Source organism: Streptomyces sp. (assembly GCF_036524955.1).
Lineage (GTDB): Bacteria > Actinomycetota > Actinomycetes > Streptomycetales > Streptomycetaceae > Actinacidiphila.
In genome coordinates this window covers 1-11986 of record NZ_DATDBG010000176.1, presented here as the reverse complement: position 1 = coordinate 11986, position 11986 = coordinate 1, and the positions used below count along the sequence as shown (strand labels likewise).

The window sequence follows — 11986 nt, the reverse complement described above, 5'->3', positions numbered from 1 at the left end:
GGGCCGCCCCGTTGTGGGGCGGCCCTTCTCGCGCGGAGTGGCGACCGGCCGCGTCGGACGGTCCCTGCCGGCAGTCCCGTATCCGACGGCGCCCGTCTGGCGGCCCCGTCCGACCGTGCCCGCCGGACGGCTCGTCGGACGGCTCGTCGGACGGCTCTGTGGGGACGGAACAGCCGGAACGGCCAGAGCCGGTACGGGTCAGACGGGGACGGTGGAACCCGCCGCCGCGGTGTCCTCGGCCGACATGCTGACGGCGGTGACGGACACCAGGAAGGCCGCGACCAGCACCCATCCCGCGATCTGGAACGCCGTGCTGTATCCGTGCGTCATGGCCTGCTGTGCCAGCCGCACGGGCGAGGCGCCCGCATGGTGGGCCGAGGCCGAGGCGAGCCGGTCCCGGGTGGCCGAGGCGGCCACGGTGCCCAGCACGGCCAGCCCGAGCGCGCCGCCCAGCTGCTGCCCCGCGCTGAGCAGCGCCGAGGAGACGCCCGCCTCCTGCGGCCGTACGCGCGACATGGCGGCCACGGCCAGCGGCACGAAGCACAGGCCCATGCCGGCACCGGTGACGAGGAGCGGGCCGAACAGGTCGGCGAAGTAGCCGCTGTGCACGTCGATGCGGGCCAGCCAGAACAGGCCGGCGGCCGACACCAGGGTGCCGACGGCAAGCGGCGGCCGGACACCCGTCCGGCCGAGGGCCTTCCCGCCGGCGGTGGCCGCCACCATGACACCGACCGCGAAAGCCAGGAAGGCGAACCCGGTGCGCATGGGACTGAAGGCGAGGATGTTCTGCAGGAAGAGCGTCAGGAAGTAGAAGAGGGCGATCAGCGCGGCGCCCAGCACCAGGATGATCAGGTACGCGCCGCTGCGGTTGCGGTCGGCAAGGATGCCCAGCGGCATCAGCGGCGAACGGCTGCGCGCCTGGATCAGCAGGAACGCGACCAGCAGTGCGCCGCCGGCGGCCAGCGGGGTCACGGTGCCGGCGCTGCCCCAGGGATGGGAGGTGGCGTGGACCAGGCCGTAGACCACCAGCGACATGCCCGCCGTGACCGCCGTGGCGCCCGGCAGGTCGAGCCGCCCGGCCGCGCGCCTGGTCTCCCGGAACGCCAGGGGCGCCGCGAGCGCGACGGCCAGGCCGATGGGCACGTTGACGAACAGCACCCAGCGCCAGCCGAGGGTGTCGGTGAAGACGCCGCCGAGGACGTTGCCGAGCGCGCCGCCCATGCCGGACACCGCGCCGTACACGCCCATGGCCCGGTTGCGCTCCGAGCCCTCGCTGAAGGTGGTGGTCAACAGGGCCAGTGCGGCGGGCGCCAGCAGCGCACCGGCCACGCCCTGGACCGCGCGGGCGGTCAGCAGCCAGGCCTGGCCGGTCGCCAGGCCGCCGAACAGCGAGGCGGCGGTGAGCAGCGCGGCGCCGATGACGAAGATCCGGCGCTGCCCGAACGCGTCTGCGACCCGCCCGCCGAGCAGCAGCAGACCGCCGAAGGCGATGGCGTAGGCGTTGACCACCCATTCCAGGCCGGTGGCGGAGAAGCCCACCGAGCGCTGGATGGACGGCAGGGCCACGTTCACCACGGAGACGTCCAGGACCACCATCATCTGGGCGGTCGCGATGAGGACGAGGGCCAGTGCCTTGCTGGGTGCGCGGACGCCGGCGCCGGCCTCGGCTGGGTGCGCGGGGGCGCGGTCCGGGCCTGGGCGCACAGAACTTTCGGACATGGGCAATCCTTGTCGTCGCTCAGGACGGGGGTGTGCGGTCCGGTCCGCCCGTGGTCCGGAGCGCGAGGGGGCGTGCGGACACCTGTGCCGTGGAAGCGGTGCCCCGGTGGTGCGGGGCGCCGTCAGGACCCGAGCGCGGGATCCAGCCGGCGCAGCTTGTCCGGGTTGAGCACGGCGAAGATCCCGTGGATCAGGCCGTCGCGGATGTCGAAGGCGACGAACTGCCGTCCGCCGTCGATGGAGGTCTGCAGGGTCAGCTCCCCGTTGAAGTCGACGATGTGTTCCTGGCCGGAGGGATACCGGGCCAGCAGCCCGGTGACGAAGGCCGCCACCTTGGACCGCCCGCTCACCGGCCGCAACGCCGCCCTGACCTTGCCGCCGCCGTCGTTCCAGGCCATCACGTCTTCGCTGAACATCGAGGCCAGCGCGGTCACGTCGCCGCTGTGCGAGGCGTGCAGGAAATGGGTGAGGAGCCTGAGGTGGTCCTCCCTGGAGAGCTGGAACCGGCCGCGGCCGCGCGCCACGTGGGTGTGGGCCCGGTGGTGGAGCTGGCGGCAGTTGGCCGTGGAGGTGCCCAGGATCTCGGCGATCTCCTCGTACGGCACGTCGAACGCCTCGCGCAGGACGAACACCGCCCGCTCCGGCGGCGAGAGCCGCTCCATCAGGTGCATCATGGCGTAGGAGACCGTGTCCCGCAGTTCCGCGGTGTCCAGCGGTCCGAGCGCGAGCGTCTCGGCCGGTTCCGGCAGCCACGGCCCCGGGTACTCCTCCCTGGCGACGCGGGCCGAACGCAACTGGTCGATGGCCAGCCGCGAGACCACGGTCATCAGGTAGGCGCGGGGTTCCCGCACACCGGTGCGGTCGGCTCTGACCCATCTGAGGAAGGCGTCCTGGACGACATCCTCGGCGTCCCACATGCTGCCGAGCAGACGATAGGCGAGTCCGAGCAGCAACGGGCGGTGCTGCTCGAACTCCTCGGCCGGGTCACCCATCTCGCACTCCCTGCTCGACTGCGAATCAGGCTGCCACAGCCTTGCCCTTGAGCTCCGCGGCGAAACCGTCGCGCCACGAGGCGTGCCGCGGGCGCCAGTCGAGCGCCAGCTTGGCCCGCGCGTTGTCCGCGCCGCGCAACCGGGTCATGTACGCCACGCCCCACCCACCGACGGCGAGCTTGGCGATGGCCGCCGGCGCGCCCTTGGGGGCCTTGGCGCCGAGGATGTCGGCCAGCACCGGCAGCCACACGCTCATCCGGACCGGGTCGTCGTCGACGATGTTGAGGGCGCCGGAGACGGTCTTGTCCAGCGCGGCCACGATGGCGGTCGCCGCGTCGTGCGCATGGGTGAAGGAGAAGGTGGAGGTGCCCCCGCCGACCAGCGGGACCTTGCCGGCCTTGACCTGCTGGACGAAGGAACCGTCCGAGGCGTAGATCGAGCCGGGGCCGTAGAGGTGCCCGAAGCGCAGCACCAGGCCGCTCGCCGCCTGGGTGCGCTGCTCCAGCTCCTTCAGGGCGGCGAGCACCGGCACGAACTGCTTCGGGGGCCGGGTCCAGAAGGAGGTGTCCTCGTTCGCCAGCCCGCTGCCGTCGGGCTCGTAGGCGTAGGCCAGACCCTGCGAGATCACCTGCCGGACCCCGCTGCGCTCGCCGGCCTCGATCAGGTTCCTGGTGCCCACGGTGCGCAGCAGGTTGGTCTGCTCGAACTCCTTGGCCAGACGCCGCGGGTTCAGCTCGGAGGGGATCGCGGTGAGCATGTTGACGATCGCGTCGGGGCCGGCCTCGTCCACCGCCCGCAGGACCGCGTCGCGGTCGAGGGCGTCGGCGATCACGATCTTGGCGCCGGTGCTTTCCAGGCGCACCACGCGCTTGCCCGAACGGGCGATGACGACGACGTCGTGGCCCACGGAGGTGAGCAGGGGCAGCAACTTCCTTCCGATGACGCCGCTGCCTCCGGCGACGAGAACGCGCATGATTCCTCCTGAAAGATCACTGTTTGCGGTGTTCACGAGTTCGTGCCATAGAAAGGACGAGACGGCTGTGCCTCCCGTGACAACCACATATCGTGATGTACGTCACAGTGGTTGTCGTTTCGGGGGCTCAGGCGGTCCTGGCCTTCTGCCACACCGGGCTCTCCACCGAGTGGCTGTCGAACCGGTCCTCGGCCGCGCGCAGTTCGTCGTAGGAGGCCTGTCCGGTGACCACGCGGCCCAGCAGGCGGAAGTAATCGAAGCGCTCCACGCCCGGCGTGATCGTGATCAGCATCTCCAGCTCGCTGCCCCGGGCGGCGGCGAAGGCGTGCGGCATGCCGGGCGGAACGACGACCAGGTCGCCCCGGCCGGCCTCGATGACCGTGTCGCCGTGGAGCATCTGCAGCGTGCCGTCGAGCACGTAGAACAGCTCGGAGGAGTTGGCGTGGTAGTGCGGCATGGCGCCGTCGGCGCCTTCGGCCAGGGCCACGCGGTGGCAGCTGAGGGCTCCGGCCGTGCTGCTCGCGTCTGTCAGCAGGTGGGCCGCACCTGTCGCGTGGGCGATCGTCTCGGCCTGCGCTCCACGGACCAGGACGGGTTCGTGTCGGAAGGACGGCATGATTCTTCCTCCTGCAAAGCGGTTGGGGGTCGCGGGTGCCCGGAACGGGGAATTCCGAATCAATTGCACAGGTGGGCGGTGATCCCGGACGCGCACGAATGGTCTGGGTGGAGCCTTTCCGGCGGGTTGCGAACCGGCCGGGTGAACGGCTGCGGCGCCTCGACGGACGCCCCCGAACAGGTATTCCGTTCTGCGTCGCGATACCGGGACCATACCTGTGACTTCTGGGCGTGTCCACACAATGCTTTACCTGACATATTGCCGGTCGGAACCGCGACAGAGTGATTGGCGGCGCGCTAAGCATTTACTCCGGGCCCGGGTGGCCAACGATTGATCACTGATGGCAAGGGGAATCCCGTGTCGAAGCACCTCAGTCGAAGAAGTCTGCTGAACGCGGGCCTGGGCGTGGGCGCCGCCGGAGCGGCCGGCGCCATGGCGGCGAGCCCCGCGCGGGCGCTCAGCCGCACCGACTCGCCCTCCGGCGCCGACGCCGCGTCGAAGGTCTTCGACGCCATCGTGGTGGGCGCGGGATTCGCGGGGCTGACCGCGGCCCGCGACCTCGCCGCGGCCGGAAAGCAGGTCCTGGTCCTCGAAGCCCGTAACCGCGTCGGCGGGCGCGTCCACGACGTCACGCTGGACAACGGCGGACACGTGGAGGCGGGCGCCCAGTTCACCGGCCCCACGCAGACCCACCTCCAGGCGCTGGCCACCAGCCTCGGCGTGGAGACCTTCCAGGGCTACAACGCCGGTGACGGCGTCTACTACAGCGACGGCACCCCGACCCGGTTCTCCGGCCTTCTGCCGCCCCTTCCCGACGCCTCGCTCCAGGCCCTCTTCCAGACCATCGCCACCCTCGACGCGATGGCGGCCACCGTCCCGGTCGACGCCCCCTGGACCGCCCCGGACGCCGAGGCGCTGGACGCGCAGACCCTGGACAGTTGGGCCACCGCCAACGTCTCGGACCCCAATGTGCAGGCCATCGTCCGCGTCATGGCCAATGGCGCGCTCTCGGCCGAGGCCAGGGACATGTCCATGCTGTGGTTCCTGTTCTACATCGCGGCCTCGGGCGACGAGAGCGACCAGGGCACGGTGGAACGCCTCATCGGGACCGTCGGCGGTGCCCGCGACTCGCGCTTCACGGGAGGGCCGCAGCAGATAGCCACGAGGATGGCGGCCTCTCTCGGCTCCGGTGTGGTGCTCAACTCGCCGGTCCGGAAGATCACGCAGTCCGGCACCACCGCCACGGTCGCCACCGACTCCTTCTCGTACCGGGCCCGTTCGGTGGTCGTGGCCCTGCCCCCCACGCTCGCCTCGCGCATCGTCTACGCCCCGGCGCTGCCCGCCGCCCGCGACCAACTCACCCAGCGGTTCCCCCTGGGCTCCATCGGCAAGGTGATCGCCGTCTACGACACGCCCTTCTGGCGGGACGCCGGCCTCAACGGCCAGGCGGCCTCCACCAGCGGAAGCGTGCGCAGCACTTTCGACAACTCCCCGCCGGACGGCGCGTACGGGGCCCTGATCGGCGCACTCGACGGCGACCAGATGCGGGAGGTGGACGGGCTGACCGACGGGGAGATCCAGCAGAGGGCGCTGGCCGATCTCGCGAACTACTTCGGCCCGCAGGCAGGCCGGCCCTCCCAGTTCATCCTGAAGCGCTGGGACTCCGAGGAGTACACCCGCGGCGGGGCGCCGGCCTTCGCCGCCCCTGGCGTCCTCACCCGCTACGGGGCGGCGATCCGCCGGCCGGTCGGCCTGATCCACTGGGCCGGTGCCGAGACGGCGACCCACTGGTGCGGTCACCTGGAGGGCGCGGTCCGCTCCGGCGAGCGCGCGGCGGCCGAGATCCTGGGCGGCTGACCGCCCCGCACCTTCCGCGCCGCGCACGGCCCCGGGTCCCCACGACCCGGGGCCGTCGCGCACCATGAGCCGGCCGAGGCGCCGTCGAGCGCCCGCGGGGCAGCGGAGCACCGCCCGCCCGGACGGCGAGTCCGGGACGTCGGCCGAAGCCGGGCCGAGGCCGTGTGCGACCAAGGCGAGGGTGCCAGCTCGGGCCGGGGCGCGGTGTCTCCGTTTCCTCCGGCGGTTCCGCCGCCGCGGTGGCCGCTGCGTCGTCCCTCTGACACTCGGCCCGCAGACCGCCGGCCCCCGGGACTCGACCCGCCTCCTACTGGGGCGTCGCCGACGGTGTCGCTCCGGTCGGAGCCTGGTCCACGGACGGCATCGTCGGACTCAGCCCCAGCCTCGACGCGCCCGAACGGCTCACGCCGGACGTCGAGACGCTCGCATCCCTGCCCGTGCGGCCCGGAGAGCCGGGGGAGTGGGTATCGCGACGGGCCTTCCCGTGCTGGAAGGGGAGGCAGTGCCGTCGTGCCCTGCGGCATACATGTTCACGTGTCCGGTGCTTCCGGGCAGGTTCAAGAAAACGGACTGATGGGTGTGAGTCGGCGGAAGACACAACAATGGATGGAAACCACATGAAGTCCAGCCTCGCGGTGAATAGTTCTCCAACCGAGAACGCAAGCCCTTTGAGCTGGGCGGACAATATCCAATTTCTCAATAAGCACCGGTTTGGCCAACCGGGGATCCGCTGCTGTACGGCGGCCGTTCACACGACGTGTCATGGGTGCGGTGACTGCGGCCAATGAGGCCTGTGTTACGCGGCCTGTCCTGTGTTGCGCGTCCGGCCGGCATCCTCCCCCGCACGGCCCGGCCAAGGTCTGCCGCAGGGCGGTGTCCGGGGCGGCAAGTGGAGCCGGTGGCCGGGGACGCCCAGGGCCGGGCGGCGGCTGTGGGTTTCCCGTTTAACGATCTTCGCGTTCGTGGCGGGCGTCGCAGGTTGTCCGGTGGCGTCTTCGCTTCCGGTCAGGGCGAGTTGGTGGAGCCGGGCGCCGCCGGGTACGGCGTGGTGCAAACCGTCGCCCTTGAGGGTGCGGGACGAGTGGCCCCGGTGCCGGCGTCTCCGCTGCCGGGATCACCGCGGCGTTGCGGAAGACCTGCCGGCGCCGGACTCCTCCCGTGCCCGGCGGTCGCCGCGGTGGTCCGGAAGAGACCGGCCGCCGACCGGTGTGACCAGGCGGGTGTCGGCCTTGGTCGCGGCCTGGTGATCCGGCGCGTACCGGTAGTTCTGCCGGAGGCGGCCACGCCGCGGTCGTGGTGGGAACCAGGGCGCAGTCCTCGTCGCCGGCGCCCGCGACCGGCGAGGACCTTGCGCCGCCCGGGGCTTCCTGTGCTTCGCGATTCCTGCCGGTATGTTCCCTTTGGGTCGCCGGATACGGGGTCCGCACCGGCCGCACCCGGTCCGGCTGTCACGTTTACGGGAAACAACCGGTGACCTGCGTATTTCCTCAGCGACAATAATGCTCCACTCAACTAAGTGACTACTAACTGCTATATTTTAATTCTGACACCTCCAGGTTAATAATGACCACCACCGGTCTTGAGCCGCTGTAATCCCGGGTTTTCTCCTCTAGCATCGGCACTCGATGACACACGGGCCGCACGCTTGCGGCCGACCACCAGCCGATATTCCCCGGAGGTCCGGACGATGGCCGTTGTCGCGGCGAAGGACGCACAGGATTGGCTGATCGACAAGATCGCCCATCGCCTTGGCGTGGATCCGAGTGAGGTGGCCCCGGAACGGTTCTTCGACGAACTCGACCTGGACTCCACCGAGGCCCTCATCCTGGCAGGCGAGCTGGAGAACTGGCTCGGGTTCGAACTGGGCACCACGGCGCTGTGGTACCACCCGACGATCAAGGAACTGGCCGAGTTCATAGCTGAAGAGAGCGCACAGCGTGCCGACGCGGCCTAGAAACGTACCCCAGGTCGTCAACCGGTACCGCGCCGCGGACAGCGGCGGGCGCACCGTCTTCGTGGTCCACCCGGGCGCGCTGCCGGCGACCGTCCACCGGACGCTCGCCGCGGCGCTGCCCGAGGGCAGCGGGCTGACCGTGCTCGACCTCAGCGCGCTGCCGGAGTACTGGGAGCCGGCGCTGACCGGGGACCGTCCCACCACCACGGTGGACGACATGGCCTCCCGGCTGCTGGATCTGCTGCTCGCCGAGTCCCCCGACGGCCCGTCCGCCCTGGTGGGCTGGTCGTTCGGGGGGGTCGTCGCGCACACCATGACGGGCATGATGCCCGTCCGTACGCTGCCCGGCCGGCTGGTCCTGCTGGACAGCATCGCGCCCACCGAGGCGTACACCCCCGCGGACGACGACCTGGACCAGCCGATGCTTCTGGACTGGTTCACCATGTACCTGGGCGCCAAGCGCGACCGGGTGCTGCCCGGCCCGCCCGACCGGTACACGGGCCACGGTCTGGAGTCCGGGCTGGCCGCCGTGCTGGACGCCTGCGTCACCGCCGGAGTCCTGCCGGCCGACACCTCAATGCCGGGACTGCGCAAGCTGTACGACACGTATGTCGACGGGCTGCTGCGCAACAACCGGCTGACAGCGGTGCACCGGCCGCAGCCGGCCGTACTGCCGCTGGTGCTGCTCAAGGCCGACCGCAGCCTCATCCACGGCGACCCGGACCTGGGCTGGCCGGAACTCGCGGCGCACGGCCTGACCGTTCTGCCGTGCCCCGGCGACCACTACACCATGCTCACCCGCTCCGACTCGGCGGCGGTCATCGCGCACGCGCTGCTCGCCGACGCATCCGATGGCATCCCGGCGCGCCCGGCGCCCGGCGAGGAGCTGTCGGCCGCCCGTCCGTGATCCGGTCCCCGCTTCCGAAAGCAGGAGAGCTTCGCAGTGAACCGTAACCAGGGAGCCGACCTCGACCGTCGGCTCGCGCGTGATCCCATAGCCATCGTCGGTCTGTCCGCGCTGTTTCCCAAGTCCGCCAACCTGCGGGAGTTCTGGGGCAACGTCATGTCGGCGGCCGACTGCATCGAAGAGGTGCCGGCCGGCCACTGGGACGTCAACGAGCACTACGACCCCGACCCCTCCGCGCCGGACAAGACCTACGCCAAGCGCGGCGGCTTCATGCCCAACGTGCCGTTCAACCCGCTGGAGTTCGGCCTGCCGCCGAACACCCTGGAGGTCACCGACGTCCTCCAGCTGCTCAGCCTGGTCGTGGCCCGCGACGTACTGAAGGACGCCGACGCCGGACAGTCCTGGTACGACCCGTCACGCACCGGCGTCATCCTCGGCATCACCGGCGCCAACCAGCTCACCCAGCCGCTGTCCGCCCGGCTCCAGACGCCGGTGATCAAGGAAGTGGTGCGCAGCTGCGGGCTGTCCGAGCGGGACGCCGAGGAGATCGCGGAGAAGTTCAAGCTTGCCTTCGCGCCCTGGGAGGAGAACTCCTTCCCCGGCATGCTGGGCAACGTGGTGGCCGGCCGTATCGCCAACCGGCTGGACCTCGGCGGCACCAACATGACGATCGACGCGGCGTGCGCCAGCTCGCTCGGCGCGCTCAAGGCCTCGGTCAGCGAACTGCTCGAAGGCCGCGCCGACACGATGTTGACCGGCGGCTGCGACGCCGAGAACACCATCTTCATGTACATGTGCTTCAGCAAGACCCCCGCCTTCTCCAAGGCCGGCCGCATCCGCCCGTTCGACCAGGACGCGGACGGCACCCTGATCGGCGAGGGCATCGGCATGCTGGCACTGCGCCGGCTGGCCGACGCCGAGCGCGACGGCAACCGGATCTACGCGGTCCTGCGCGGCCTGGGCTCCTCCAGCGACGGCCGCTTCAAGTCCATCTACGCCCCCCGCAAGGAGGGCCAGACGGTCGCCCTGCGCCGCGCCTACGAGGACGCCGACTGCTCGCCCAGCTCGGTGGAGCTCTTCGAGGCGCACGGCACGGGTACCGCGGTCGGCGACGCCACCGAACTGTCGGCGCTCGCCGAGGTGGTCGGCGACAGCACCAAGCAGCGGCAGTACGCGGCGGTCGGCAGTGTCAAGTCGCAGATCGGGCACACCAAGGCCGCGGCGGGCGCCGCCGGGCTGATCAAGCTGTCGCTGGCCCTGCACCAGCGGGTGCTGCCGCCCACCATCAACGTGGACGCGCCCAACCCGGCGATCGACTTCGCGAACAGCCCGTTCTACGTCAACACCGTCAGCCGGCCCTGGATCCGCGACCCGGAGCGCCCGCAGCGGCGCGCGGCGATCTCGTCCTTCGGCTTCGGCGGCACCAACTTCCACTGCGTGCTGCAGGAGTACGGCGACGACAGCACCGTGCAGACGGTCGCGCCGGTCGCCGCGGTGCACCTGTGGCACGCGCCCGACACCGCCGCTCTCGAAGCACTGCTCGCCTCCGGCGCCCCCGCGGCGCAGGAGGCCGCGCCGTCCGGCCACGCCCGGATCGCGCTGGCCGCCCACGGCCAGGACCAGCTGGAGGAGCTCCGCGCGCTCGCCCTCGACGGTCTGCGCGCCCGCCCGGACGCGCCGCACTGGACGCACCCCAAGGGCGTCTACTTCCGCGCCAAGGGCGCCGACCCCGGCAAGATCGGGGCGCTCTTCGCCGGCCAGGGCAGCCAGTACGTGGATGCCGGCCGTACCGCCGTGATCGCGCTGCCGCCGCTGCGCACCGCCTTCGACCAGGCCAACCAGTACTTCCAGGGCACCGAGACGCTGTCCCGGGTGGCCTTCCCGGCGCCGGCCTTCGGCGAGGCTCAGCGGCAGGCGCAGGAGGAGTCGCTGCGCCGCACCGAGTACGCGCAGCCGGCGATCGGCGCGCTGTCCATGGGCCAGTACCGCTACCTGCGTGAACTGGGCTTCGCCGCAGACGGGTTCCTCGGCCACAGCTTCGGTGAGCTGACCGCGCTGTGGGCGGCCGACGCGGTGGACGACGCGACGTTCCTGTCGCTGGCCCGCGCCCGGGGCGCGGCGATGGCGCCGCCCGACACCGAGGGCTTCGACGCGGGCGCGATGGTCGCGGTCACCGCCTCCGAGCCGGCCACCCTCGCGCTGATGGCCGGCATCGAGGACCTGGCCGTGTGCAACCGCAACGCCCCCGAGCAGACCGTGGTCGGCGGCTCCACGGAGTCGGTGAACCGACTGCTGGCCGCCGCCGAGGCGGCGGGCGTACGCGCCAAGTGGCTGCCGGTGTCGGCCGCGTTCCACACCCCGTTCGTCGCCCACGCGCTGGAGGCCTTCCGGGGGGACGTGGAGAACGCCGAGATCGGGGCGCCGCACGGACCGGTCTTCGCCAACACGCCCGGCGCGTCGTACGGCGACAGCGTCGAGGCGAACCGGCGGGTGCTGGCTGAGCAGCTCATCAACCCGGTGGCCTTCGCCGACCGGGTGGAGGAGATGTACCAGGCGGGCTTCCGCACCTTCGTCGAGTTCGGCCCCCGGGGTGTGCTGACCCGGCTGGTCCGCGACATCCTCGGGGACCGCGAGCACACCGTGCTGTCCCTGGACGCCGGCCCGAACCAGGACGCCGACCTCGCGCTCAAGCGCGCGGTGGCGCAGCTCGCCGTGCTGGGGCTGCCGCTGGCGACCGCCGACCGGTACACCGCGGCGGTCCCGGTCGAGAAGCCGGTCAAGGGGATGACGATTCCCCTCAACGGCATCAACTACGTGTCGGACGCGCGCAAGGCCAAGTACCGCGACGCCCTGGACAACGGCTACCGGGTGGTGCTGCCCTCGCCCGTCACCTCGGCGCCCGTACCGGTCCCGGCCGGTGTCGGCGCGCGGGCCGCGGAGTCCGCAGCGCCCGCGCTGCCCGCGCCTC

At 71.5% G+C, this 11986-nt stretch carries 8 protein-coding genes; 4 read left to right on the top strand and 4 right to left on the bottom strand.

Translation table 11 applies throughout. From position 1 onward, the window contains the following. Nucleotides 1-198 precede the first annotated feature (198 nt). From VIW71_RS14380 to VIW71_RS14365, 4 genes are all read right to left on the bottom strand, one after another. Nucleotides 199-1719 carry an MFS transporter gene (locus VIW71_RS14380; RefSeq protein ID WP_331622610.1) on the bottom strand — a complete coding sequence of 507 codons (1521 nt, stop codon included), beginning with the start codon at nucleotides 1717-1719 and terminating at the stop codon, nucleotides 199-201. Between the two features lie 122 nt (nucleotides 1720-1841). Further along, a complete protein-coding gene (locus VIW71_RS14375) occupies nucleotides 1842-2711 on the bottom strand; it encodes an RNA polymerase sigma-70 factor (RefSeq protein WP_331622609.1) in 870 nt (289 codons plus the stop codon). Nucleotides 2712-2736: 25 nt separating this feature from the next. Beyond that, entirely contained in the window at nucleotides 2737-3684 is a 948-nt protein-coding gene (locus VIW71_RS14370) for an NAD-dependent epimerase/dehydratase family protein (RefSeq protein WP_331622608.1), read from the bottom strand. A 127-nt stretch (nucleotides 3685-3811) separates the two neighbouring features. Next, nucleotides 3812-4300 carry a cupin domain-containing protein gene (locus tag VIW71_RS14365; protein ID WP_331622607.1) on the bottom strand — a complete coding sequence of 163 codons (489 nt, stop codon included), beginning with the start codon at nucleotides 4298-4300 and terminating at the stop codon, nucleotides 3812-3814. 357 nt (nucleotides 4301-4657) lie between these two features. On the opposite strand from VIW71_RS14365, the gene VIW71_RS14360 reads away from it, so the two are divergent. From VIW71_RS14360 to VIW71_RS14345, 4 genes are all read left to right on the top strand, one after another. Further along, entirely contained in the window at nucleotides 4658-6157 is a 1500-nt protein-coding gene (locus VIW71_RS14360) for a flavin monoamine oxidase family protein (RefSeq protein WP_331622605.1), read from the top strand. Between the two features lie 1687 nt (nucleotides 6158-7844). After that, nucleotides 7845-8111 (top strand): acyl carrier protein, encoded by a 267-nt coding sequence (locus tag VIW71_RS14355; protein WP_331622604.1) that lies wholly within the window; start codon nucleotides 7845-7847, stop codon nucleotides 8109-8111. Further along, complete coding sequence (locus tag VIW71_RS14350; protein ID WP_331622603.1) at nucleotides 8095-9018, top strand: thioesterase domain-containing protein; 924 nt, start codon at nucleotides 8095-8097, stop codon at nucleotides 9016-9018. Before VIW71_RS14355 ends, VIW71_RS14350 begins: the two co-directional genes overlap by 17 nt. 36 nt (nucleotides 9019-9054) lie before the next feature. Beyond that, a partial coding sequence (locus tag VIW71_RS14345) for a beta-ketoacyl synthase N-terminal-like domain-containing protein (RefSeq protein ID WP_331622602.1) occupies nucleotides 9055-11986 on the top strand: 2932 nt, incomplete at its 3' end.

Bases quoted from the DNA above. Each gene is read 5' to 3' on its own strand.
- VIW71_RS14380 (WP_331622610.1), bottom strand. From the start codon at position 1,719: ATGTCCGAAAGTTCTGTGCGCCCAGGCCCGGACCGCGCCCCCGCGCAC.
- VIW71_RS14370 (WP_331622608.1), bottom strand. From the start codon at position 3,684: ATGCGCGTTCTCGTCGCCGGAGGCAGCGGCGTCATCGGAAGGAAGTTG.
- VIW71_RS14375 (WP_331622609.1), bottom strand. From the start codon at position 2,711: ATGGGTGACCCGGCCGAGGAGTTCGAGCAGCACCGCCCGTTGCTGCTC.
- VIW71_RS14355 (WP_331622604.1), top strand. From the start codon at position 7,845: ATGGCCGTTGTCGCGGCGAAGGACGCACAGGATTGGCTGATCGACAAG.
- VIW71_RS14365 (WP_331622607.1), bottom strand. From the start codon at position 4,300: ATGCCGTCCTTCCGACACGAACCCGTCCTGGTCCGTGGAGCGCAGGCC.